At 68.3% G+C, this 22,984-nt stretch carries 23 protein-coding genes and 2 pseudogenes; 10 read left to right on the forward strand and 15 right to left on the reverse strand.

What is annotated here, in order from left to right; translation table 11 throughout:
* Positions 1-112 precede the first annotated feature (112 nt).
* Positions 113-262: a hypothetical protein gene (locus ACWDEN_RS45360; protein WP_351622915.1), complete on the reverse strand. Its 150-nt coding sequence runs from the start codon at positions 260-262 to the stop codon at positions 113-115.
* A 232-nt stretch (positions 263-494) separates the two neighbouring features.
* On the opposite strand from ACWDEN_RS45360, the gene ACWDEN_RS45365 reads away from it, so the two are divergent.
* Entirely contained in the window at positions 495-1,322 is an 828-nt protein-coding gene (locus tag ACWDEN_RS45365; protein WP_450863886.1) for a class I SAM-dependent methyltransferase, read from the forward strand.
* Between the two features lie 97 nt (positions 1,323-1,419).
* Here the strand turns inward: ACWDEN_RS45365 and ACWDEN_RS45370 are convergent, their stop codons facing one another.
* A complete protein-coding gene (locus ACWDEN_RS45370) occupies positions 1,420-2,010 on the reverse strand; it encodes a tetratricopeptide repeat protein (RefSeq protein WP_450863888.1) in 591 nt (196 codons plus the stop codon).
* Between the two features lie 271 nt (positions 2,011-2,281).
* On the opposite strand from ACWDEN_RS45370, the gene upp reads away from it, so the two are divergent.
* From upp to ACWDEN_RS45390, 4 genes are all read left to right on the forward strand, one after another.
* A complete protein-coding gene (gene upp, locus ACWDEN_RS45375; RefSeq protein ID WP_450863922.1) occupies positions 2,282-2,707 on the forward strand; it encodes a uracil phosphoribosyltransferase in 426 nt (141 codons plus the stop codon).
* Positions 2,708-2,769: 62 nt separating this feature from the next.
* Positions 2,770-3,732, forward strand: a complete 963-nt coding sequence (locus ACWDEN_RS45380; RefSeq protein WP_450863890.1) for an IS5 family transposase — start codon at positions 2,770-2,772, stop codon at positions 3,730-3,732.
* A 597-nt stretch (positions 3,733-4,329) separates the two neighbouring features.
* Positions 4,330-4,557, forward strand: a complete 228-nt coding sequence (locus tag ACWDEN_RS45385) for a hypothetical protein (RefSeq protein WP_351620504.1) — start codon at positions 4,330-4,332, stop codon at positions 4,555-4,557.
* Between the two features lie 297 nt (positions 4,558-4,854).
* The gene (locus ACWDEN_RS45390; protein ID WP_450863892.1) at positions 4,855-5,526 is read left to right on the forward strand and encodes a formylglycine-generating enzyme family protein; all 672 of its coding nucleotides are present in this window, start codon (positions 4,855-4,857) and stop codon (positions 5,524-5,526) included.
* A gap of 161 nt (positions 5,527-5,687) precedes the next feature.
* Here ACWDEN_RS45390 and ACWDEN_RS45395 read toward each other — a convergent pair whose 3' ends face one another.
* The 6 genes and pseudogenes from ACWDEN_RS45395 to ACWDEN_RS45420 all read right to left on the reverse strand — a co-directional run bounded on the left by ACWDEN_RS45395 (position 5,688) and on the right by ACWDEN_RS45420 (position 10,489).
* On the reverse strand, positions 5,688-6,089 hold the full coding sequence (locus ACWDEN_RS45395; RefSeq protein ID WP_450863894.1) for a hypothetical protein: 402 nt from the start codon (positions 6,087-6,089) through the stop codon (positions 5,688-5,690).
* Between the two features lie 163 nt (positions 6,090-6,252).
* Complete coding sequence (locus ACWDEN_RS45400; protein ID WP_450863896.1) at positions 6,253-6,687, reverse strand: hypothetical protein; 435 nt, start codon at positions 6,685-6,687, stop codon at positions 6,253-6,255.
* 1,104 nt (positions 6,688-7,791) lie between these two features.
* Positions 7,792-8,757: a hypothetical protein gene (locus ACWDEN_RS45405; protein ID WP_450863898.1), complete on the reverse strand. Its 966-nt coding sequence runs from the start codon at positions 8,755-8,757 to the stop codon at positions 7,792-7,794.
* A gap of 549 nt (positions 8,758-9,306) precedes the next feature.
* Positions 9,307-9,573 (reverse strand): annotated as a pseudogene (locus ACWDEN_RS45410) (PP2C family protein-serine/threonine phosphatase); the annotation flags it as partial.
* Positions 9,574-9,730: 157 nt separating this feature from the next.
* Positions 9,731-9,940 (reverse strand): annotated as a pseudogene (locus ACWDEN_RS45415) (PAS domain S-box protein); the annotation flags it as partial.
* Between the two features lie 6 nt (positions 9,941-9,946).
* The gene (locus ACWDEN_RS45420; RefSeq protein WP_450863899.1) at positions 9,947-10,489 is read right to left on the reverse strand and encodes an STAS domain-containing protein; all 543 of its coding nucleotides are present in this window, start codon (positions 10,487-10,489) and stop codon (positions 9,947-9,949) included.
* A gap of 122 nt (positions 10,490-10,611) precedes the next feature.
* On the opposite strand from ACWDEN_RS45420, the gene ACWDEN_RS45425 reads away from it, so the two are divergent.
* Positions 10,612-12,054 (forward strand): lipase maturation factor family protein, encoded by a 1,443-nt coding sequence (locus ACWDEN_RS45425; protein WP_450863901.1) that lies wholly within the window; start codon positions 10,612-10,614, stop codon positions 12,052-12,054.
* A 45-nt stretch (positions 12,055-12,099) separates the two neighbouring features.
* Here the strand turns inward: ACWDEN_RS45425 and ACWDEN_RS45430 are convergent, their stop codons facing one another.
* From ACWDEN_RS45430 to ACWDEN_RS45455, 6 genes are all read right to left on the reverse strand, one after another.
* Complete coding sequence (locus ACWDEN_RS45430) at positions 12,100-12,312, reverse strand: hypothetical protein (protein WP_450863903.1); 213 nt, start codon at positions 12,310-12,312, stop codon at positions 12,100-12,102.
* A 240-nt stretch (positions 12,313-12,552) separates the two neighbouring features.
* Positions 12,553-14,172, reverse strand: a complete 1,620-nt coding sequence (groL, locus tag ACWDEN_RS45435; RefSeq protein WP_450863905.1) for a chaperonin GroEL — start codon at positions 14,170-14,172, stop codon at positions 12,553-12,555.
* A gap of 1,050 nt (positions 14,173-15,222) precedes the next feature.
* Positions 15,223-15,615 (reverse strand): DUF2267 domain-containing protein, encoded by a 393-nt coding sequence (locus ACWDEN_RS45440; RefSeq protein ID WP_450863907.1) that lies wholly within the window; start codon positions 15,613-15,615, stop codon positions 15,223-15,225.
* A gap of 52 nt (positions 15,616-15,667) precedes the next feature.
* Entirely contained in the window at positions 15,668-16,213 is a 546-nt protein-coding gene (gene grpE, locus ACWDEN_RS45445) for a nucleotide exchange factor GrpE (protein WP_351620532.1), read from the reverse strand.
* 2 nt (positions 16,214-16,215) lie between these two features.
* Positions 16,216-18,084, reverse strand: coding sequence for a molecular chaperone DnaK (dnaK, locus tag ACWDEN_RS45450; RefSeq protein ID WP_450863909.1), 1,869 nt, complete (start codon positions 18,082-18,084; stop codon positions 16,216-16,218).
* A gap of 49 nt (positions 18,085-18,133) precedes the next feature.
* Positions 18,134-18,502, reverse strand: coding sequence for a J domain-containing protein (locus tag ACWDEN_RS45455; RefSeq protein ID WP_450863911.1), 369 nt, complete (start codon positions 18,500-18,502; stop codon positions 18,134-18,136).
* A gap of 177 nt (positions 18,503-18,679) precedes the next feature.
* Between ACWDEN_RS45455 and ACWDEN_RS45460 the strand changes: the two genes are divergently transcribed.
* From ACWDEN_RS45460 to ACWDEN_RS45470, 3 genes are all read left to right on the forward strand, one after another.
* The gene (locus tag ACWDEN_RS45460; RefSeq protein WP_450863913.1) at positions 18,680-18,808 is read left to right on the forward strand and encodes a hypothetical protein; all 129 of its coding nucleotides are present in this window, start codon (positions 18,680-18,682) and stop codon (positions 18,806-18,808) included.
* A gap of 184 nt (positions 18,809-18,992) precedes the next feature.
* Positions 18,993-19,385, forward strand: a complete 393-nt coding sequence (locus tag ACWDEN_RS45465; RefSeq protein ID WP_450863915.1) for an STAS domain-containing protein — start codon at positions 18,993-18,995, stop codon at positions 19,383-19,385.
* Positions 19,382-19,762 (forward strand): hypothetical protein, encoded by a 381-nt coding sequence (locus tag ACWDEN_RS45470; RefSeq protein WP_450863917.1) that lies wholly within the window; start codon positions 19,382-19,384, stop codon positions 19,760-19,762. Before ACWDEN_RS45465 ends, ACWDEN_RS45470 begins: the two co-directional genes overlap by 4 nt.
* A gap of 97 nt (positions 19,763-19,859) precedes the next feature.
* On the opposite strand, the gene ACWDEN_RS45475 is transcribed toward ACWDEN_RS45470, so the two are convergent.
* Positions 19,860-20,189, reverse strand: coding sequence for an Hsp20/alpha crystallin family protein (locus ACWDEN_RS45475; protein WP_450863919.1), 330 nt, complete (start codon positions 20,187-20,189; stop codon positions 19,860-19,862).
* A gap of 976 nt (positions 20,190-21,165) precedes the next feature.
* Here ACWDEN_RS45475 and ACWDEN_RS45480 point away from each other — a divergent pair.
* On the forward strand, positions 21,166-22,062 hold the full coding sequence (locus tag ACWDEN_RS45480; RefSeq protein ID WP_450863921.1) for a hypothetical protein: 897 nt from the start codon (positions 21,166-21,168) through the stop codon (positions 22,060-22,062).
* Positions 22,063-22,984: the final 922 nt, after the last annotated feature.

Genomic DNA, 22,984 nt, shown 5'->3' on the forward strand with positions numbered 1-22,984 from the left:
AGCTACCTCGCCGGCCTCCACCTCCGTGCCTCGATGATCTGGATCAACGACCTCCTGAAGGCAACTACCTGATCACAACATCACACAGGCCCTAGAAGGCTCAGCAAGATCTTCACGGCCTGTCAGTGCCGAATACCTCAAGCGGCACCTGCTGCACCAGGGCGTCTACCTCGAACGCATCCGCGGCGACCGGGTACTGCACGAAGCACTGACCGTCGGCGCCGACCCGTTGCACCTCGCCCTGGTCTTCAACCTGTCCCACACCACCGCGAGGCGCTACGCGACCATCGCCCAGAACCTGCTCGACGACCAGACGGGAGTCCGCCGAGATGCGGTCGGAAGGGAGATCGGGCTCCCTTGACGGCTGCCCGTCAGGGGATCCCCGACCGAACGATGCTGGCGGAGCAGACAGAAAAGACCGGCACGGCCGCTGTCGAGGAGCTGCCGTTAAACCAGTGGCGTCCCCATCGACGAGCCTCATAGCTTGTGCGCTCGTGACAGATGATCCGAAGACGCGCCTGAATCGACGTGACCTCGGCCGGGTGTTCAACGCGGTGCCGGAACTCTACGACCGGGTCCGGCCGGGATACCCCGACGAACTGTTCGCGGACCTTGTCACCGTCACCGGCATGGACGAAAGGTCGTCGGTGCTGGAGGTGGGCTGCGGTACCGGCCAGGCAACGCGCTCGCTGGCAGCGCTCGGATGCTCAGTGACCGCTATCGAGCCGGGCGAAGAAATGGCCGCACTCGCTCGCCAGCGGATCGCCACCTTCGGCAACGTCGAACTCGAGACGTCGATGTTTGAGGAGTGGGACGACCGCGGTCGACGCTTCGATGTCCTCGTGGCTGCGTCGTCGTGGCACTGGGTCGACCCGTCGATCGGCTGGCAGCGAGCGCACGACGTCCTCTATCCCGCAGGCTGGATGGCACTGCTCGGCAACGTCGTTGTCCGTCGACCGGGAGAGCCAGAGGTGTACGCCGAAACCGCTGATCTCCATGAGCGGTTCTGCCCCGGGAACCCCGGATGGGGTCATCCTCCCCTGGAGGACGACGTGCGCACCACCGACGAGGGCTGGGGCCTGGTCGACGATCCCGGCGGATTGTTCGGCCCAACGATCGTGCGCTGGTACCCCACCGTTCAATGGTTCAACGGGGACGGCTTTGCCGATCACCTTCGCTCGTTGTCGCTGTACCGGAGGCTCGACCGCGACGTCCGTGAGCCCCTGCTCGACGCAATCGCCGAGCGTATCCGCACGCGAATGGGCGACCGAGCATCGCGCCGTTACCTGAGCGTCCTCCGTATCGGACAGCGCGCCGAGTGAGCCCAGTGGTGAAGGACCTGCCGATTCAGCGGCAACGGACCCACCCCACTTTCATGCCTGCCCGCCGAAGACACTGTGGGTTCCCAGTGAAAGCACCTCAGTCACGCTGAACCCACGGCCGACGTGCCGTTAACGGACGTGTCACCAGCCCGGGACGATCCCGCTGATCAGTCGATAAACCACTAGGGGTGAACAGCGGCGCCCCCCGCCGTCCCCCGCCAATAGGCCAGGTTGTTACGTGTGGTGCGGGTGTTGGGGTGTTCCGGTCCCAGGACTTGCTCCATGTCGTCCAGTAGCTCGGCGTAGGCCGTGACGGCGCCAGCAGCGTCCCCGCCTCACCCCGCGCAAGAGCGAGGTTGTTCCGCGTGTACAGGGTGTTGGGGTGGTCCTCGCCCAGCACTCGCACGCTGTCGTCCAGCGTGCGCTCGTACAGCGGGATCGCCCGATCGGCGTCCCCCGCCCTCGCGCTGGCGCTGGCGCTGGCGAGATTGTTCCGCGCGTACAGGGTTTCGGGGTGGTCCTCGTCCAGCACTCGCACGCTGTCGTCCAGCGTGCGCTCGTACAGCGGGATCGCCCGATCGAGGTCCCCTGCCGTCGCGTAGGCGCTGGCGAGGTTGTTCAGGGCCGAGGCGAGGTCGGGCTCGTAGGCGTCCGGGGCGTTCGTCGCCAGCCGACCCCGGATCTCCACCGACCCTGTCGCACGTCACGGTAGGTGAACCTATTGCGCCAGCTGGCCAGGTAGTCGGCGAGCAACTTCAGGTTGTGCCCACTGCCTGGAATCTCGTGGTCGAGGACTACGCAGTGCCGTCGTGCATCCGCATCGCGTTGTATTCCACACCGTCAGCGATGTCCGTGCCGTAGCGTGAATCGATCTCCTCGTACAGGTCGTCGCTGAGTTCACCCACGACGTCCAGACTCCCGTCGGCAGTACGTACCACGGGCTGCGCTTCGCCGACCGGCTGCTCGCGGTGCCCATCGTGCGTGCCGGGGAGAGCATGGAAAGCGAACTGCGCGCGGTGATCCCGGGGATCAGGATCGGCAAGATCCTCATTCAGCGGAACAGGACGACCAAGCGACCGCACCTGTACTACCAGGCGCTCCCCGACGACACCGCCGACCGCCACGTCCTCCTGCTCGACCCGATGCCGGCGACCGGCGGCACGGCGGTGGCCGCCATCGAGCTGCTGCTCGAACGGGGCGTGCCCGAGGAGCACATCGTCTTCGTCAACTTCAGCACACCGCCGGAAGGCATCACGGCGGTGTGCGAGCGCTTCCCCGGGGTGCGGATCGTGACCTCGGCGATCGAGGAGAGGCTCAACGAGAACGCCTACATGGTGCCCGGCATCGGCGACTTCGGAGACCGCTGCTTCGGAACGGACCGCTAGGTCGTTTCTCATGGCTCTTGCTGGGTGGGTGGATCAGTGCTTGGCCTGGGCAGGTGTGGCTCATGGTGCGGCGACATGAGCTCACGGACGCGCAGTGGGCGAAGATCGAGCCGTTGCTGCCCGCCAACGGCAAGCCTGGTGGGCAGTGGGCCGATCACCGCACCGTAATCAACGGTGTGTTGTACCGAGCCCGTACCGGGGTGCCCCGGCCGGACCTTCCCGAGCGGTACGGCCCTTGGCAGACCGTCTACGAGCGGCACCGCCACTGGTCGGCAGACGGCACCGGGCGACAGATCCTGGGCGAGTTGCAGATCGAGTCGGATGCCGCCGATCCCGACGGGGCCCTGGCCAAGGCGGTAGAGGCGGAGAGCGCGCAGCGCCAGCGCGAATGGGCCGTCAACATCGACTCCACGTCCTGCCGGGCACATCAGCATGCGGCCGGGGCCCGGCACCGACTGCCTCGCGACTACCCGCAAAGGGGGGGGCGGTGCGCGTGTGGAATGGGATGGGCGGGAGGCGCTGGGGCCTCACGGGGTGGGCTGACCAGCGAAATCCACCTGCTGGCCGACAACCGGGCCCGCCCGCTGACCTGGCAGACCTCGCCGGGTCAGGGAGGCGACAGCCCCATGCTGATCCCCGTACTGGACGGCTTACGGATCCGGCGGCGCGGACCGGGCCGGCCACGCAGCCGCCCTGACCGTGTCCGCGGCGACAAGGCCTACTCCAGCCGCGACAACCGGACCTACCTGCGACGACGGGGGATCAAGGCGACCATCGCCCAGCCTGATGACCAGCGGGCCGGCCGTCGGCGCAAGGGCCGGGCCGGAGGGCACCCACCGGCGTTCGACAAGGCCCAGTACCGCCGCCGCACTGCCGTCGAGCGGTGCGTCAGCAAGTGGAAGCAGTACCGGGCGGTGGCCAGTCGGTACGACAAGCGCGACTACATCTTCAACGGCACCCCCGCCGTTGCAGCGATCGTCATCTGGCTCCGAGACATCGTCCAAGAGCCATCAGAAACGACCTAGCGGTGGTCGTGTTCGACCACTTCATCCCGAGGCTAGGCGGCTGACTCAGGAGCGTGATGAGCGCGGCGGGGCCGACGCGTGGGTGTCACGTTGTCACGCGGAAACGGCCCTGGAGGGGCGTTCCGGGGGGGCCGACCTCAGAACCCGTTCAATCCGGACATTAGGGCGGGTGCTGTCACGCGGTCGGTGGCTGGCGTGACAGGCGGCGTGACAGGATGCGTGACACCCAGACTGTGACTCTCGGTGAGCGTGACACCAGTCGGGGCGGGTGTCCTCTGACATCGAAGTTGAATTGTTCGTTATCGAAGTTGGACCGGTTAGGACTACGGACGGAATCACGTGACCTGCGGCTTTGTAGTTCTTCGTGCGTGATGATCCCGTGAAGGTACGCCACAACGGAGGCAGGCTGGTCTGGAAGATCGACGGCCCATGCGCTGGGCGTAGGTCGTGATCTCCGAGCCATCTGCTGTCGACCACTCCTCTGCCGCGGCGGGGTGCTGTGCCGGTGCTCTCCGCAAGTGACTGCATCCTTTGGCCTATTGTGTTTTCGTCCCTGTGGAGGACGATCTTGCGGCACCGCGGCGAGAGGGTTGATCCGTGCGAACAACCATCGGATACACCGTCGAAAGCATCGGCTACGTCGTAGGAGCGCAGGGGCTCGTCAGCTTCGCTTCGCGGACCTTCTTCGGCACGGAGTGGGGCTGGATGCACAAGGTCGTCGACCTTCCGTCCGTCGCTTACCTCGGCATCGCCGTCGTGGGGCTGGCGCTCATCGTTGGCGGAGTGAAGACACGGAAGGCGCCCGAGCGTCAGGAGACCGCCTGACCGGCGGGCCTTTCAGCCCGCGGCTCCCACGTGGTCCCGAGCCGTCGTGCAGTAGTACCAGCCCGCGAAGCCGTCGATGTCCTTGGCCCAGCGGAAGTCACGGACCGGCGCCACGGTCTCAGACGTTCTGGCCTGCGGGCAGAGCCCTGACCTGCGGCGACCAGATCGGTTGAGACGCCTGGCCGCCGGGAATCCCAGTTGACGTGGTCTGGGGCGCTTGGGTGCCGATTGCTGTCTCAGTCGATCTGGTTCGGCCCTGCCGTTTCACCCTGGCAGGTCTCGTAGGATCTTCTGATCATGGATGTGGTTACAGGGAACGAGATGATCGCCATCCCGCCGGGGCAAGTGACGCTGTCGGACCGGCGAACGCAGCGCACCTGGTCGGTCGAGCTTGCGCCCTACCAGCTCGCGGCGTCCCCGGTCACCCAGGCGTTGTACGCAGAGATCACAGGCCAGCGCCCGAGTACAGCCCATGGCGACCAGCTGCCCGTCGAATGCGTCTCCTGGTGGGACGCGACGCGGTTCTGCAACGCACTGTCCCGGCGCCACGGGTTCACGCCCGCGTACCACTTCCATGCCGAAGGCGATGACGTCGAGTGGGACGCATCCGCCGACGGGTACCGACTGCCGACTGAAGCCGAGTGGGAGCACGCCTGCCGTGCCGGTACGCCAGGACCGCGTTACGGGGATCTCAACGCGATCGCCTGGTACCGCGGCAACTCGTACGAGCGCATCCACGACGTGGGCGGCAAACTCCCCAACCCGTGGGGGATTTACGACATGCTCGGCAACGTCTGGGACTGGTGCTGGGACATCTACGACGCCGAGGTGTACGGCACATACCGAGTGCTCCGTGGCGGTGGTTGGTTCGATGAGCACTGGAGTTGCCGGGCCTCCGCGCGGCGCCGCAGCCATCCCACCTTCCAGGTCGACGACGTCGGATTCCGTATCGCGCGTTCCCTCGTGTGACGACCGGTTTGCGTCCCTCCTCAGATGCAGCGGCCGCCGACCGAACGAACCGGGGACTCGATCATCTGAGACACCGAGCGAATCGGACCAGCTCACTTGAGACGCGGACCAGATCGTCAGCGACGGGATCAGTGCCAGAGGGCAACTCGCACACAGCGTGATCAACGCACGGGGGTGTCACGCTTGTCGCTGGCGGAGCGGTGGTCGGCCCCGGCGGCGAGCTGCCACCAGAACTGGGCGCTCTCGCGATGGTCGGTCAAGTAGAGGAGGCAGGCGAAGACGAGGGCGCCGTCGACGTCCAGGTGGCCGTCGTTCGTGGCCGTTTCGGGTTCTTGGGCGAGGCGGTCGACGTGGTCGGCGGCATCGGGCCGGTTCTGGAACCAGCGGCATACCACGGACAGCCGCTGCCCGGCCTGGGCTGCACGGACGGTGTCCGGGTGCGGCTTGGCCGTGGCGGCAGCCGCGTCGGCGGCGAGGCGGCGCAGGGCGGTGCCGACGTCGAAGCCGTCACGCGGGCCGGTGGGGATACGGGCGTCGGCGAGAAGTTCATCGATGGCGGTCACTGTCCTGCCCCCTTCTTGTTCTTGCCGGGCGCCGCGGGCAGGCCCAGCCGGATACGCAGGCGTTCCTTGCCCTTGCGGCCGTGGTGGTCGACGGTGCGGGTGTCCAGGCCCATGTAGCGGGCGATCCGCTTGGGGGGTTAGCCCAGCAGGTGGCGCAGGACGATCACGGTGAATGGGCGGGTGGGCAGCTCCAGGATCGCCTCGTACAGGCCGCCGGCACTGCTGTTGAGCTCCAGCTGGCTGCGGACGGCCTCGAGGTCTTGGCTATCGGGCCGTTGATGAGGAAGGCCGGCGGGCGTCCGTCCTCGTCGGGGCGGCGGGTGACGCCGCGGTGCAGCACCGCAAGGGTCTGCTGTTCGAGGTCGCCCTGCTGCAGCAGTTCGTCCCAGCCTCCGAGGATCTCCAGGAACACCTGGTGGACGACCTGTTCGGCAGCCCGCCGGCTGCCGAGGTGGATCTCCGCGAAGTCGTGGAAGAACTCCTGATGCCCGAGGTAAAAGCCCTCGAAGTCCAGGGGCAGTTCGGGAGGGGCCTGGACGGGCTGGCCGTGGCCGCCGTCCTGGGGCGATACGTCAGTGCTGACGTCGCCGTTGCCCATGCGGTCTTCCAGGAGGTGCGAGTGCCGGATCTCGTCATTGAGGCCGGCGGGTCCTGCGCGTCCAACTTGGCTGCGCGGGAGCCCAGTTGTGTTGGGCTCCTGGACGCCACCCTGTCGATTTCAGGGGCCTGAAACTCATGTGGCCCTCGAAAATTGTGACTTTGCGATCTTCTCCATAAACGGAACGTGTCTTCGTTGCTGGGTCAACTGTTTGAAGGTTCGCCGTGAGCTGCAGCGATGCGGTGACGTGCGCAAGCGTTCAGTTCAAGAGCCGTCGGACTCATGGCGCAGCTCACACAGTCCTCGGTGCTGCGTGGACATCTCGTGAAGCACAAGCCGTCACACATGGCCGTGCATGCGCAGAACCGATCTGCCATCGCCCGATGGAGGAAGACAGGTTGGTCCGCTGACCGAGTTCCGGTCCAAGGATGCCGGTCGACCGCCGCCTGGACCTACTCGGCCCCGCGGATAGGGGCGGGCATGGAAGGGTGCCGGCAGCTGCCGGGCAAGGCAGCTGAGCGACGAGGGAGGGCCCGATGCTGTTGAGACCCGGTGCAAGCTGTGATGAAGCGATCAAGTTCTTGGAGTCGCGGGCGGAACTGGCGTTGTCGATCTCCATCTGGACTAACCCGCCACCGGTGCAATGCTGAGCCACAGAGTACGGGCCGTACGTCCAGCTGATCCTGGTCTTGCTGATGACGTTCGTGAAGGATGGCGAGAGGGCAACCCACGCCAGCGCACCGCAGGCGACGCTGAAGAGGACTGCAGCTGCCACCTGGCCGATGAAGCGGCGGTCGGATCACCAGGCGACAACTCGATGCTGATGACGGCCAGTCGGTGGCCGGGTGCTGTCAGACTCGGGCAGCAGGGACATGAACGGTTCCTGTCGAAGATCACCTTCGCGTATGCCCCCAGCGTAGTGACCTCGTTCCACCCGCAGAGTAGAGGGAACAACTTGCCGGCCGACGCGGTCGTTGCCCGGCGTTCGGGACTTCACCGTCGCGCCCGGTGCCGTTGCCTTCGAGGCCGTCCGGCGGACGCGGTGCAGCGGTGCCGGGCGTTCCCCCGGCACCGCGTGGAGGGCGCTTGTGCCCCGGCCGCGGCTCAGCCGGATGATCCAGCCACTCCGGCGGGCCGCCAGGCGGACATGTTCGTGTAGTGCTGGACCAGCGTTGCCCGCGTCCACGCGCCGTTGGCATAGCGCATGGTGTGGAAGAGCGTGCCGCGGTTATCGTCGGAGGCGAAAACGAGCTGGAGGTTTCCTGCCACGTTGACGGCGGTGACCTCGTTCAGCACGGTGCCGATGAAGCCCGCGTGGTTGAAGTCCACCCGTGCGTTGATGTCGTCCCAGGTGCTCCAGTGCCCGTTCGGGCTGCGGATGGTGTGGTACTGCGCGACCTGGCCGTTGGTCAGCACGACCATCTGCAGGCTGCTGCCGAATCCGGCCATGGCCACCCGGAGCGGCATGCCCCAGTGGCGGGGAGTGCCGGTCCAGGACAGCACGTTGCTCCACGGCGTCCACCTGCCGTTCGCGCCGAGCGCGGTGTGCAGAACGGTGCGGTGGATCTGGTCCACCGCGGCCACTTGCAGCTCTCCGCCGACCGAGGCGGCCGACAGACTTTGGAACCAGTCGTTGCGGTAGGCACCGCCCGGAGCCACCTGGTCGGGAGCGGTCCAGGTGCCGTTGGACTGCTCCATGGTGTGCATCAGGCGGCCGTTGGTGTCGATGTACACCAGGTGCACGTGGGTTCCTACGACGGCCGCCGCGAGGTAGTTCCGCGTCGGCTTGGAGGTCACCCGCACCGGGGCCAGGCCGTGCATCGGGGTGGGGGCGGGCCAGCTGCCGTCCGGTTTCTGGGTGGTCTCCTCCAAGGTGACGTCCAAGCCGGTGGGCTGCTCGATGAACAGACGCAGCCGGCCGTTTTGCACCACGTCGGTGAAGTCGTAGAAGGACCCGCTCTTGAACAGCCGCTTGGTCGGGGCCCACTTGCCGTTGGCGTATCGGGCGGTCTGCAGGACCTCCCAGTTGGCGCCCTGCACCAGCAGATCGAGGCCGCCGTTGCCTGCCATCGCCGCCGGATGGGCCGGGGAGGCGGCGGCCGCCACCTGTGAAGCAGCAGGTGCTGCCAGGGGAGTGAGGCTGATCGCGGCGGCGAGGCACAGCTGCGCTGTCCGCCGAAGGTATGGCTTCAAGGAACCCTCTGATGTGTAGGAGACAGACGGGGATCCTAGGGGATGCTGTGAAGATCCGAACAGCCGCGTGCCCGGCGGATCCTGTCACGTCCGTGCGACCGCGCCACCCCGCAGCAGCAGCCGCTACCGCCCGTCAGCGGCGGCGACTGGAGCACATCGAGGCGGCCCAGTGGCGGGGCGTCGTGGGCCGCGTAGCGGTTGGGCGGCTTTGACGGGTTGTCGGTACGTCGGCGGCACACCCGGGATGGCGGCAACGACAGCCCAACATGACGGAGCCCGGCCCGAGAACAGTCCTCCAGCCGGGGCCGCTGTACCTGGTGACCCGGTGTGGTCGCCCCCCCCAACGGGGGCCGGGACGATCACAGTCCTGCTGCTGAGGACCAGACCCGGTATGCCAGCCGCCGTGACAGCGAACGCCGGTCCCTGAGACAACAGCTCGTCCGGGGGCAGGTCGACATCGGCCAGGGTGCGCACCGCCGTGCGTAGCCGTCCCATGGCCGCGTAGGCGTTCAGGCCGTGGCCGACGACGTCGCCGACGCCCAGTGCCATCCGTACGCCGGACAGGGCGATGACGTCGAACCAGTCCCCGCCGACGCCGGCGTGGGGATCGGCGGGCAGGTAGCGGGCGGCTGTCTCCAGCGCCTGCTGGGCGGGGAAGTGGTGCTGCAGCAGGCTGCGCTGCAGTGCGAGGGCGGGGCCGTCGCTCTCCTGGGGCACGGACGCATGCAGGAACCACTGCACGTCGCCCTTGCCGTTCAGCAGCGGGCATGCTCGTAGTTCGGCCTCGATCGTGCGGCCGGCCTGGTCGCGCGGCAGGACCCGGCCGATCCATGCCTGCCGGTCGGTCCAGGTACCGTCGTGCGAAGTCGGGCAGCCCGTCCTCGAGCAGTTCGGCGGTCGCGCGGCCCACGATGTCCTCGGGGCTGTAGCCCGGCAGGGCCTGGGCGCCGGGGCTCCAGGTGGTGACCGTTCCTCGGGCGTCGACGACGGCGGCCGCCAGCTCGGTGGCCGGGACGAAGCCATCCCCGCTGCTCGGGCGGAATCCGGCGTACCTGATCACCTCCGCTCACCCCCTGCCGTGCACTTCACGCTGGTCGCGGTTGGCGCCTGGTGCCGCAGTCACCGTGCCCGACGACGGGGCCGTCGGCGTGGGGGAAGAGGGCAGCGCCTCAGCCACGGTCGGGTGTACGGGTACGGCCTGCCGCAGGCCGGTGACGTCGAGCACGTGCAGCAACGGTCCTGCCGGGCACACCAGGTGGAGCTGGCCGCCGTCGCAGGCGGCACGAAGGTGTGCACCGAACAGGGCGCCGAGCCCCATGGCGTCGCAGTCGGTCACGCGGGAGACGTCGATGACGAGCCGGGAGGGGTCGCTGCCGGGCATCGAGGTCACGAGCGTCAGATGGGCCCGCAGCTGTGCCCGCGTCGTCATGGACAGCTCTCCGGCCGCGTTCACGATCAGCCAGCCCCGCTCGGGGCGCCAGGACAGGGAAAGGGAGGCGTCACCGAGGCACTGTGACCACCCCTTTCCGCAGTCCGGGCAGACCCCAGCGGTACGACCGGCGCCTTCCGGTGGACGCTGGCCGGGTCGGCTGCCCGGCCCTCCTCTCACATCGCCAACAAGTCGGAGCAATCTAGATATTTGCGATAATTAGATAGGCCATGAACGGGGTAAATGTCAAGATGACGAGAAGTGGGTGTTAGCGCCAGGCGGATATGCGGAGGCATGCCGTCATGGACTGGTTCACGGACCCTGACTACTGGCTGGGCCGGATGCTTTTCCAGCGCGGTCTGGCCGTGCTGTACTGCGTCGCGTTCGTCAGCTCGGCCCTGCAGTTCCGCGGGCTGGTCGGGGAGCGGGGGCTGCTGCCGGTGCCGCGATTCACCGCGCAGGTGGCGTTCAGGCGGGCTCCGAGTATCTTCCAGCTGCACTACTCGGACCGTTTCTTCGCCGCCATGGCCTGGACGGGCGCCGCGGGATCCGCCGCGGTGGCGGCGGGGGTGCCGGACCGGCTGCCGCTGTGGGCGGCGATGGTGATGTGGACGCTGCTGTGGGCGCTGTACCTGTCCATCGTCAACGTCGGGCAGACCTGGTACGGATTCATGTGGGAATACCTGCTGCTGGAGGCCGGCTTCCTGGCGATCTTCCTCGGCAACGACGACGTCGCGCCGCCCGTGCTGGTGCGAGGGTTGCTGATCTGGCTGCTGTTCCGGCTTGAGTTCGGCGCCGGGCTGATCAAGCTGCGCGGCGATTCCTGCTGGCGGGATCTGACGTGCCTGTACTACCACCACGAGACCCAGCCGCTGCCCGGCCCGCTCAGCTGGTTCTTCCACCACCTCCCCAAGCCCGTCCATCGCGTGGAGGCGGCGGCCAACCACGTCGCACAACTCCTCGTGCCGTTTGCCCTGTTCGCGCCGCAGCCGGCGGCGAGCATCGCCGCCGGCTTGGTGATCATCACCCAGCTGTGGCTGGTCGCGTCCGGCAACTTCGCCTGGCTGAACTGGCTGACGATCGTGCTGGCGCTGTCCGCGATCGGCGGCTCGCAGGTCACCGGCGCGCTGGGTCTGCCTCCTGCGCCGCGTTTCGCCGCCGCATCGGTGTGGTTCGAGGGCCTCGTGCTGGCTGTCGCCGCCCTGGTGCTGGTGCTCAGCTACTGGCCGGTGCGTAACCTGCTCTCCCGCAGCCAGGTCATGAACGCGTCCTTCACTCCGCTGCACCTGGTCAACACCTACGGCGCGTTCGGCAGCGTGGGCCGCATCCGGTACGAGCTGATCGTCGAGGGCACCGACGAGCCGGAGATCACCGAAGAGACCGTGTGGAAGGAGTACGTCTTCAAGGGCAAGCCGGGCGGCATGCGGCGGCTTCCGCCGCAGGTGGCCCCGTACCACCTCAGGCTGGACTGGCTGATGTGGTTCGCCGCGCTCTCCCCTGTGTACGCGGCCGGCTGGCTCCCCGCCTTGCTCCTCGCCCTCTTGGAGAACAACCCGGCCGTCCTGAGTTTGCTGCGCCGCAATCCCTTCCCGGGCTCGCCGCCTGCTTTCGTCCGGATCTGCCTGTACGAGTACCGGTTCACCAGCTGGTCGGAACTGCGCGCGAACGGTGCCTGGTGGAGCCGCACCTTCCTCGGCGAGTACGTGTCGGCCGTCGCCAAGCGGCAACCGGTATCCAGCGCATGAGGCCCGGGTTCCGCAGGAGACTCGGGCCTGTCTCGGCTTTCGGGGTCATCGTGCGCAGCCGACGTCGAGGACTTCGATGATGTCGTCGTGGGTGGTGTAGACAAGCCAGCACCATTCGCCGAATGCTGCGGCCAGACCGGAAACGTATGCCTGCGGTGTCCTGGCAACGGCGTCGATGAGCGTAATGATCTCCTCGTGCGTGTCGTTCGGGACGCCGAACAACACGCCGGCAGCGGGTTGGACCACTTCGACTCTCATGTCGCCCCCTGCAGATGAATCGGAGCAGCGCTGGCGGCTCTCCTCTCCCCCGGGCGTCTGGCCTACGGGCCACGATTCCTCCGGGCTCAGGAGAACGGCAACAGGCTGACCACACCTAATCCGGTCGGCTGCCGGTGCACGAGTCCCCCGGGGTTCCCATGCGCGCCGCTGGGCGGGCGCCGGCGGTCTGCCGTCGCGGCCACCGGCGCCCGCCTCGGTCCCTCTGCGGGCACGCGGCGATCAGAATTCGGCGCCGGCCCCGGCGGCGGCCGGTTCCTTTTCCTCGGGCTGGTCGGCGATGACGGCCTCGGTGGTGAGGAACAGCGCGGCGATGGAGGCGGCGTTCTGCAGCGCGGAACGGGTCACCTTCGCCGGGTCGATGATGCCCGCGGCCAGCATGTCCACGTACTCGCCGGTCGCGGCGTTCAGACCGTGGCCGACGGGCAGCGTACGGACCTTCTCCACCACGACACCGCCCTCCAGGCCGGCGTTGCGGGCGATCTGCTGCAGCGGAGCGGTCAGCGCGCGGCGGACCATCTCCGCACCGGTCCGCTCCTCTTCGTCCACCTCCAGCTTCTCGAACGCCTTCTCGGACGCCTGCAGCAGGGCTGCGCCACCACCGGCGACGATGCCCTCCTCGACGGCCGCCTTCGCGTTGCGGACGGCGTCCTCGATGCGGTGCTTGCGCTCCTTGAGCTCCACCTCCGTGGCGGCGCCGGCCTTGATCACGGCCACGCCGCCGGCGAGCTTGGCCAAGCGCTCCTGCAGCTTCTCGCGGTCGTAGTCGGAGTCCGAGCGTTCGATCTCGGCGCGGATCTGCTTGACCCGGCCCTCGATCGCGGCGGCGTCACCGGCGCCCTCCACGATGGTGGTGTCGTCCTTGGTGACGACCACCTTGCGGGCCCGGCCCAGGACGCCCAGGTCGGCGCTCTCCAGCTTCAGGCCGACCTCCTCGGAGACGACCGTGGCACCGGTGAGCACGGCCATGTCGCCGAGCATCGCCTTGCGGCGGTCACCGAAACCCGGGGCCTTGACGGCGACGGACTTGAAGGTGCCGCGGATCTTGTTGACGACCAGGGTCGCCAGCGCCTCGCCCTCCACGTCCTCGGCGATCACCAGCAGCGGCCGGCTCTCCCGCATCACCTGCTCCAGCAGCGGCAGCAGATCCTTCACCGCAGTGACCTTGGAGCCGACCAGCAGGATGTACGGGTCCTCCAGGACCGCTTCCATGCGTTCGGCGTCGGTGACGAAGTACGGCGAGATGTAGCCCTTGTCGAAGCGCATACCCTCGGTGAGCTCCAGCTCCAGGCCGAAGGTGTTGGACTCCTCGACGGTGATGACGCCTTCCTTGCCGACCTTGTCCATGGCCTCGGCGATCAGCTCGCCGATCGCCCGGTCCCCGCCCGCAGACACCGCGGCCGTGTTGGCGATCTCCTCCTTGGTCTCCAGCTCCTTGGCCTGCTCCAGCACGGCCGCGGAGACGGCCTCGACGGCCTTCTCGATACCGCGCTTGAGAGCCATCGGGTTGGCACCGGCGGCGACGTTGCGCAGACCCTCCTTGACCAGGGCCTGGGCGAGCACGGTCGCGGTGGTCGTACCGTCACCGGCGACGTCGTCCGTCTTCTTGGCGACTTCCTTGACCAGCTCGGCGCCGATCTTCTCGTACGGGTCCTGAAGCTCGATCTCCTTGGCGATGGAGACACCATCGTTGGTGATCGTGGGGGCACCCCACCTCTTGTCCAGGACGACGTTGCGGCCCTTGGGGCCGAGCGTCACCTTCACGGCGTCCGCGAGCTGGTTCATGCCGCGCTCCAGAGCGCGGCGCGCCTCCTCCTCATAAGCGATGATCTTCGCAGTCATCGGTACGGTCTCCTCCGCATCGAATCCTTGAGTCGATGACGGTGGCCCGGGGTGACGCCCGCGACGTTCACCCGCGCGCCGGAGGTTTCCCTCACGGCCGCACGAGCACGTCACCCGACCCAGCCGTTAGCACTCTCACTGCGAGAGTGCTAATTCCTCGTTTAGCACTTCGGCCTGCTCGGGGGCACGTGGCCGCCTCGGATAGCTGCGGCCGGTCAACGCCGTTGCGCATCCGAGAGGGACTGGCAGGGGTGCCGGGATGGAGCGGGTTCTCGGGGATGGAGGCGGTCTGGTGACCTCCAGGTGGCCGGGCGCAGCAAACGGTCGCCGAGGCGGTAGCCGGTACGCGCAGCGGCGTGCCTGCAGTTGCCGCAGGGTTATTGCCTCCGCGGCGCGGCCGGAGCAGCGAGCACGCGATGCCGCTCTCGGGAAGCACGCCGCGACGCGGAGGCCACGGGGAAGTGCTGTCACAACTCCTGCCCCGAGCGCGCCCAGGCAGTGCGCCCGGGCCAGATAATCCCGCCAGATTCCTTCGGCGTTCTAAACCGGCTTGATCCGTACCTCTCCACTGTGCCGGTCGGCCTGAACCGCGTAGCCGACCTGCATGAGGATCTCCGGTAACGCCTGATGCAGCGCGGCCCGAATCCCCCGTACTCCGCGACCCGCCTGCCCACCGGATCCAGCTCTTGTGCCGGCAGCCAGCCGACGACCACCGCGTCCTGCTCCTGGCGGACCCTCAATCCCGTGCCTTCCGCGGCACTCGCCGACGCAACGTCGAACCCCACACCTTCGGCTTCTGTGGCCCGGTGGGGCGCGGAGGGCGGGCGAGGGGGGAGATCAGGTGCCCGTCCTCCGCCGCTACTCGTCCCAGGCGGCCGGTCGGCCAGCCCGAGATCGCTCACCTGGACCCGCTGACGGCGATCTTGCGAGGCTTGGCGCGCTCGGCGATCGGGATGCGCAGGCTATGTTGGCCACGCCTTGGCCGAGCGGCGGTGGTGGTCCTCCACGCCGACGGTGTGGCCGTATCCGGGGGTGCCCCAGATCCTGGTTTCAGCTGGCCAGGTCGGCTTTGCCGAACAGAACGGCGTAGCCGGAGGGGAGCTGGCTGAGGATCTGGTTCAGCTCACCGCCGGAAACGGCGCCCGCCAGGGTTGTCAGGACCGCGCTGGCGTCCCACTCTGCAGTGCGCGGCCGGGCCCCGGTCCGCTCAGCGACCCTGCGGTAGAACTCCTCGATCCCGAAGCTCTCTGCCTGCGCCTGCTTGGCCGCGGCCAGCGCCTGTCCGAGCGCTCCGGGCAGCTGGGAGGCAAGGTCATCGACCTCGCCGGGGCTGATGCGCTGGGCCAGCACGCTCAGCACCGCTTCGGTGACCTTCGCGGCTTCGTCCTGGCTGTCGTATTCGCCGAGCTCACGTACGCGAGCGAGGAACTCATGGTGCTGCATCGTTTCGTCACCTCCGCTTGCCGGCAATCTCAGGGCGGTAGGGGCACGCCTGTCAGCTCCGCGAGACGGGCAACGGCGGCTTGCCTGCCGAGGCGGATGCATCCCGTACGCCGCACTCCGGCGTCGATGCGCTCCTCGCGGGCGGGGCCGGCCCGGTGACCTCCACGGTGGCCGGGCGCAGCAGGCTCTCGCCGAGACGGTAGCCGGGACGCAGGACCGCCGAGCACACCAGGCGGTCCGCATCGGGGACAACATGGTGCGTCAGAGCGTCGTGGCAGGCCGGGTCGAACCGATCACCCACCTCACCGAACGACGTGACGCCCAGCGAGCCGAGCTGCTCCTGAAGGCTGTCGGCGATGTCCCTCAGACCGGGCGTGAGCGGCTCGTTGGCACACGCCCGGTCGACGGCGTCCAGCACGGGCAGCAGCGCCTTGAGCACGTTGGCCGCAGCGATCTCGCGCACGGCCAGGCGGTCCCGCCGCACCTGCTTGCGGTAGTTGTCGTACTCGGCCTTGATCCGCTGCAGGTCGGCGGTCCGCTCCTGAACCAGGCGCCGCAGCTGCTCAAGTTCGGTGCTCTGCGGACCGCTCCTGGTCATCGTCAGCCAGCCTCCGGCTTGTCGTCGTCGACGATCTCTGCGTCCACCACGTCATCCTCGGACCCACCGGCCGCACCGCCCGGGGACGCTCCGGCCGCACCCGCCGGTTGCTCGGCGCGAGACTTCTCGTACAGGGCCGTTCCGATCTTCTGCGCGGCCTGCGCGGTACGGTCGATCGCCTGCCGGATTGCCGCCGTGTCCGCACCCTCCTCCTTCAGCTTCTCCTTCAGGTCGGTCAGCGCCGTTTCCGTCTCGGACTTGGCGTCCGCCGGGATGTTCTCCGCGTTGTCCTTGAGGAGCTTCTCGGTGGAGTAGACGAGTTGCTCGCCCTGGTTGCGGGTCTCGGCGGCCTCACGCCGCTTACGGTCCTCCTCGGCGTGCTGCTCGGCCTCCCGGACCATGCGGTCGATGTCGTCCTTGGGCAGCGCGGAGCCGCCCGTGACGGTCATCTTCTGTTCCTTTCCGGTGCCCAGGTCCTTGGCGGAGACGTGCATGATGCCGTTGGCGTCGATGTCGAAGGCGACCTCGATCTGCGGCACCCCGCGCGGCGCCGGGGCGATGCCGGTCAGCTCGAACATGCCGAGCTTCTTGTTGTACGCCGCGATCTCCCGCTCGCCCTGGTAGACCTGGATGGTCACCGACGGCTGGTTGTCCTCGGCGGTGGTGAAGATCTCCGAACGGCGGGTCGGGATCGTGGTGTTGCGCTCGATGAGCTTGGTCATGATGCCGCCCTTGGTCTCGATGCCCAGGGACAGCGGGGTGACGTCGAGCAGCAGGACGTCCTTGACCTCGCCCTTGAGCACGCCCGCCTGCAGGCTCGCGCCGACGGCGACGACCTCGTCGGGGTTGACCCCCTTGTGCGGGTCCTTGCCGGTCAGCTCCTTCACCAGCTCGGTCACCGCCGGCATACGGGTCGAGCCGCCCACCAGGACGACGTGGTCGATGTCGGAGACCTTGATCCCGGCATCCTTGATCGCGTTGTGGAACGGCGCCTTGCACCGCTCCAGCAGATCGGACGTCAGCTGCTCGAACTGGGCCCGGCTCATCTTCTCGTCCAGATGCAGCGGACCCTCGGCGGACGCGGTGATGTAGGGCAGGTTGATCGTGGTCTCCGACGAGGAGGACAGCTCGATCTTGGCCTTCTCCGCCGCCTCCCGCAGCCGCTGGAGCGCCATATTGTCCTTGGACAGGTCGACGCCGTAGTTGTTCTTGAACTGCTTGACCAGGTGGTCGACGATCCGCTGGTCCCAGTCGTCACCGCCCAGGTGCGTGTCGCCGTTGGTGGCCTTCACTTCGATGACGCCCTCACCCATCTCCAGCAGGGACACGTCGAAGGTGCCACCGCCGAGGTCGAAGACGAGGACGGTCTGGTCGTTCTCCTTGTCCAGCCCATAGGCCAGGGCCGCCGCCGTCGGCTCGTTGATGATCCGCAGCACGTTCAGGCCCGCGATCTCACCGGCCTCCTTCGTCGCCTGCCGCTGGGCGTCGTCGAAGTACGCGGGTACGGTGATCACCGCGTCCGTGACGTCCTCGCCCAGGTACGCCTCCGCGTCGCGCTTGAGCTTCTGCAGCACGCGCGCGGAGATCTCCTGCGCGGTGTACCGCTTGCCGTCGATCCTGCCGTGCTCCGGGAACCGCCAGCCGTGATCGCCCATGTGCCGCTTCACCGAGCGCGCGGTGCGCTCCACGTTCGTCACGGCCTGCCGCTTGGCGACCTCGCCGACCAGCACCTCACCGTTCCTGGCGAAGGCCACCACCGACGGGGTGGTCCGCGCGCCTTCCGTATTCGTGATGACCGTGGGCTCGCCGCCCTCGAGTACCGAGACGACCGAGTTCGTCGTTCCCAGGTCGATACCGACCGAGCGCGCCATCTGCTTCTCCCTCCTCACCATGCTCTGCTTCACGTTTGCGATCGGGGCTTCATCGGGATGCCGGCTCCCACCGGACGGGACCGGCCCGCAGCGCAGGCTCGGGACGCACGACCCCGAGCACCACGAGGTAACGCGGCGCCGGCCGGACCGGCCGCGCGACGACAGGGCCGGGGTCGTATGCCCGCTCGGCCGTCCGCTGGTACGTCTGGTCGTACGCCGCGCGCAGGACCGGATCGCGGAGCGTCTCGTACGCCGACCGCACCTCGCCGAACCGTTCGGCGGTGACCGCATCCACGCGGGTGTCGGGGCGCAGCTCCCGCACCCGGGCGCGGAAGGCGGAGGTGATCACCTCGGCTGTCGCCGAGGGCTCCACCCCCAGCACCGCATACAGGTCTCCACCCTGGTCCCGTGCCGGCATCCCGCCACCTCCTCGCCCCCTGCGAGCTGTGACTTCACCCTTACTTGCCTCAATCCTGAGATAAAACTTGAGTCTCATCTTGTCAAGATTTGCTGGGGGGAGGTATAGGGGTTTCAGCGGCATTCCGGGCTCCCGGAGCCCGGAATGGGCAGACCGCCAGGTGGAAGGAGCTGCACGATGGCTGCGCTCATCCGCACCGATCCCTTCCGGGACCTCGACCGGCTCACCCAGCAGCTGTTCGGCTCCCTGGCACGGCCGGCCGTCATGCCGATCGACGCCTATCAGTGCGCGAGCGCAACGTGCTGACCGTGCGCGGAGCCACAGCAGATCGAGAGCTGAGATCCCGCCCCACGGGAAGCAAGCAGAAGAAGTGACACATAAGGAGGGAATACAGGTAGACAACAGCAGACCGCAGCATCCACGACATGACCGTGGGCCGCCGCACCCTGAACGTCGTGTGGCGGGCCACGGCGGGCGCTGAGCGGCAGGAGTGAAGACCACGGCTGTGTTCCTCGCCTCCCATTGGGAGAACGGCTGGGGCGTGACGGGGATCAAAGGGGCCCTGCACACCACCACGGCCCGTGAGCTGTGTGACTACGTGGCCGCCGTCACCGCCAAGCACCGGCACTCGCTCAACCTGAGCGTGGACCTGTCCGAGCTGACCTGGGCCGACACCGGCGGCCTGGCTGCCCTGATGTCCGTCAGGGCCATGCTGGAGGAGGACGAGGGAGAGCTGCGCCTGGTCTGCCCCGAAGGGCGGGTGGAGCGGCTCCTGCGCGACAGCGGACTCGCGCAGGCGCTGCCCGTCCACCCCTCTCTCGAGGCCGCGCTCACGGCGCCCCGGACCACAGTCGCCAACCGGATGGGAGGTGCCGTGCCGTGATCACCGAACTTGCCGTCGAACGAGTCGAATTCATCTGCGGCTCGTGCTGGCACAGCTGGAGCGTCGACTACGACGTGCAGCGCTACCGGGACGCGCTCGATGCCGAGTGGGAGGTCTTCTACCGCGACAACACGGCGGTTCCCTCCCCCTACACGCCGCAGGGCGCTCCGCCCTGCGAACACTGCGGCCGGCGCTGGGTCGGGCGCCTCGTGGCCCGCCGCCCCGTGCCCCTGCCCGACGACGAAGGGCCGCGCAGCCGCGTTCCGGCCGAAGGCGGGCACCGCCGCCCCGAGCGGCACACCGCACCGATGCTGCACGCCGCCGGCCATCCCCAGCCGCACGCGCGAGCCGAGCATCCGTCCACGGAAACGTCCTGATCGGCCAGTCGGCCCGGGACGGTCACCGCATCCAACCCGCACCTGCCCTCGTACGGCGCGCATCGCACGGGGGCAGGGCTCACTGCCCGAGCTGGGGTCACTGTCCGGACGTGATCTCGATGCGGCGTGGTTTGGTGGCTTCCGCCTTCGGTACCTTGACGGTCAGCACACCGTTGTCGAGGGTGGCCTCGACGTTCTCGGGGCTGATGTCGCCGGGCAGCGCGGCGCGGTACTCGAACCGGCCGCTCCTGCGGGTGCCGCGGCGCAGCATGCCGGTGCGCTCGCGTTCTTTGAACTCGCCGGTGATGGTCAGTTCGCGTTCGGTCATCTCGATGTCGAGGTCCTCGCGCTTGACGCCGGGCACCTCGACTTCGACGAGGTAGGCGTCATCGGTTTCCGACAGGTCCGCCAGCGGCGACCAGGCCATGCCCTCCGTCAGGGGCCCACGGCGCCGCCCATGGTGGACTCCAGTGGGGTCCCCATCCTGCCGATGAGATCGTTGAACTCGGCGAGAGGATCCGTGCCCAGCCCGGGAACCGCCGTTCAGCCAGGGGCTCGCCGTGTCGCACAGGCAGTGTCATCGTCCCTCACCTCCACACAAACGCACCTTCTGTCACTTTCAACGTATTCCTGGCGGTGCTTCGCGGCACGGCCGCATCCCGGCCGCACAAAGCAGCGCTGTGGTCGCACTCGTGAACTGTGTGAGCTGCGACATTGCCAGCGGGAGCGGCCGGCGCCCACGATGAGGCGGACGACAGACGTCAAGGAAAGCAGCTCCTGATGGGTGATCATGTACATGTGCGACTCAGTCAGGGGCTGAGCGTGTCGGAAGAGGGGGAACTGGTCGAGTACTCGCGTTGCCGGTGCGGTGCCACCTTCACAAAGGTGTTCGATGCCGACGGCGGGGAGCCGGAGTACCCGGGCCGGTCGTCCTGATTCGTGCCTGTGTCAACGGGGCCGGCGCTCACGGTTGATCGCGGGTCGGGCCATCGTAGGGGCGGACGACCTGCCCCGAGTCACAGGGGCCGCGACTGTGCTCAGCCTCGGGGCTGGTGCGCGTTCGCGCTCTCTGAGGCCTGTGACCGTCCTGGACATTCGAGTGGGGCTTTCAGCGGCGTGCCGACGACGGTTGTACGTAACTGGCCGCGCGGTGACCAAGACGACTCGGCCGTCACACGCGCCCTCACCCGGACGGTGGAACCGCCGGCAAACTGTCTCCGCACCTGCGGCAGCGGGTAAAGCCGGGCTCCTGTGCCGTGGGGCCCGCGGGGCGAGCGCGCTCCCAGGCGGGTGATCTTCGCGCGGTCCGCGCAGGATGATCCCAGCTGCTCAGCCGCAGGAGGACGGCCGGCTGGGCAGCCGCTCAACCCCCGCCCGACACCGCATGCAGGGAGCAGCCTCCCATGGCGATGACGCAGACCTTGATACCGGTGCTGGAGGATGCCCGCCACGCTCATGCCGCAGCGCGTGACCGGCTGCGGGCGGATGCGGCGCTCGCGCCGCCCGGCGCCCACCGGCAGATGCTTGAGCGCGAGGCCGATGAGATGCAGGGCCGGGTGCACCGCATCGAAGGCCATGTCCGGGGACTGCGGCCCCGCGGCCTGCTCGGCGGCGCGGCCGACATGGCGCGGTTCGCCGCCCGCACCACCTTCAGAACAGCCATGCTGCCGCTGGCCATCGGGCAGAAGACGGTGACAGGGGTGATCCACGGCCGAGGGCCGGCCGACGACCAGCAGCTGCTGAGGAACACCGAGGACGAGTACGCCGCTGCTGCCCGGGCCCTGGCCAGCGCTCTGGTCGGCGAGGTCCTCGCCGACCAGGCCCAGGACGACAACACCCTCCACCTGCTGCAGGAACTTCGCAGCCGGGACCAGGAGCTGCTGGCGCTGCTCGAGGACAGGCTCGCTCGGCAGGCCCGAACCGTGGCCGCCGCAGTCGACGGCTTCCGCGTGGAACAGACGACGAACGGCGGCCTCACCCATGCGGCCACCCGCCCGCTGCGGGCTGTCGCCGACCGGCTGCGCCAGGCTGCACGCCCCGGGCAGAGGCCCGAAGACGAAAGGTCGGTGGCGGAGGAGCCGGAAGTGACCGCCGCGGCCGAGCAGATCCAAGGCGCGGTCAGCAGCGAGGAAAGCCTGCCCATCGTCGGCTTCAGCCAGCTCAGCGTGGAGGAGATCGAGCGGCGCATGCCCTCTTTGTCCGAGTCCGACCTGCGCGTTCTCGAGGGATACGAGCGCACGCACGCGCGCCGCAAACATGTCCTGGAAGCCATCGAGCGGCTGAGCTCCGGCCGGCCCTGACGCACAGCCGCGCCCCGCCGAGCCCCACCCGCTGCCAAGGCCACACCGTCGCGAGCGGCGCGGCTCCTTCGTTCTTGAGCCGTGCTCCCGGCGTGCAACGCGGTCGCGCAGAAATACACCGGTGTCATTCGTGGTTGACTCTGCTCTCCTGTCGGCTGCCGGCCACGGCGGTGACCGCGCAGCACAGGTCGCCTCGCCGTCTGAAGACCCCCCGCTACCCATGGGGCCGACGGTAAACGGGGCCGCATCCCGCTGGAGCCACGGTCGACCTGGTACGTCCAGGGCGAGGCAACCGGCCTGGGCCCGGTGACGGTGGCGTATGAGCGGCAGGGGTGCGGTGAACCAGTCGTGCTGATGCACGGCCTGGGGTGCCAGCGCAGACCTGGGACCCTGCCATCCCGCTGCTGACCGACAGCAGGGAGATCATCGCCCCGGACGCCGTGACTATACGGAGACACCACACGCTGGACCTGCAACCAGCAGTGATCGGCTGTCCGCAAGTGCCCGTCCCTAGCCGCAGCAAGGCGGTACCCCGGCCACCGGGAATGCGCCCGCCCCCGGAGGAGGCCGAGCACCCGCCCGTCGGCTCTGAGGCCAAGATCCGGACCATTCCCGGGCCATCAACCCGCCATACACCTCACGGAAGGCTATTTTGGCTGGTCAGCGCTCCAGGCAACCTGAAACGACGGCTATCCGCTGTAATTAGTCGGGTTCCTCAACGTTACTGTCCGACATCGTCGGCTGCGGGCCGCCTTCGCTCTGGGCAACAAGACCTCGTGGAGCGGAGCCCTGTACGGCCCTTCGTCGTGAGCGGGGTGCGGATGAGCTGGGCTCAGTCCTCGTCCTGGGCGCGCTGGTAGAGCTTGGCGATGTCGTCGTCGAAGTACGCGGCGTAGGAGACGTCGTCCTGGTCGCCGCCGCC

This window comes from Streptomyces sp. NPDC001153 (assembly GCF_053598315.1).

Coding starts and splice junctions, on each gene's coding strand:
- ACWDEN_RS45390 (WP_450863892.1), top strand. CDS start 4,855: ATGGATGTGGTTACAGGGAACGAGATGATCGCCATCCCGCCGGGGCAA.
- dnaK (WP_450863909.1), bottom strand. CDS start 18,084: ATGGCGCGCTCGGTCGGTATCGACCTGGGAACGACGAACTCGGTCGTC.
- ACWDEN_RS45405 (WP_450863898.1), bottom strand. CDS start 8,757: ATGGCAGGCAACGGCGGCCTCGATCTGCTGGTGCAGGGCGCCAACTGG.
- grpE (WP_351620532.1), bottom strand. CDS start 16,213: ATGACCAGGAGCGGTCCGCAGAGCACCGAACTTGAGCAGCTGCGGCGC.
- ACWDEN_RS45460 (WP_450863913.1), top strand. CDS start 18,680: ATGGCTGCGCTCATCCGCACCGATCCCTTCCGGGACCTCGACCGGCTC.
- ACWDEN_RS45440 (WP_450863907.1), bottom strand. CDS start 15,615: ATGCAGCACCATGAGTTCCTCGCTCGCGTACGTGAGCTCGGCGAATAC.
- ACWDEN_RS45455 (WP_450863911.1), bottom strand. CDS start 18,502: ATGCCGGCACGGGACCAGGGTGGAGACCTGTATGCGGTGCTGGGGGTG.
- groL (WP_450863905.1), bottom strand. CDS start 14,172: ATGACTGCGAAGATCATCGCTTATGAGGAGGAGGCGCGCCGCGCTCTG.
- ACWDEN_RS45480 (WP_450863921.1), top strand. CDS start 21,166: ATGGCGATGACGCAGACCTTGATACCGGTGCTGGAGGATGCCCGCCAC.
- ACWDEN_RS45425 (WP_450863901.1), top strand. CDS start 10,612: ATGGACTGGTTCACGGACCCTGACTACTGGCTGGGCCGGATGCTTTTC.
- ACWDEN_RS45475 (WP_450863919.1), bottom strand. CDS start 20,189: ATGGCCTGGTCGCCGCTGGCGGACCTGTCGGAAACCGATGACGCCTAC.
- ACWDEN_RS45430 (WP_450863903.1), bottom strand. CDS start 12,312: ATGAGAGTCGAAGTGGTCCAACCCGCTGCCGGCGTGTTGTTCGGCGTC.
- ACWDEN_RS45400 (WP_450863896.1), bottom strand. CDS start 6,687: ATGGGCAACGGCGACGTCAGCACTGACGTATCGCCCCAGGACGGCGGC.
- ACWDEN_RS45380 (WP_450863890.1), top strand. CDS start 2,770: ATGGTGCGGCGACATGAGCTCACGGACGCGCAGTGGGCGAAGATCGAG.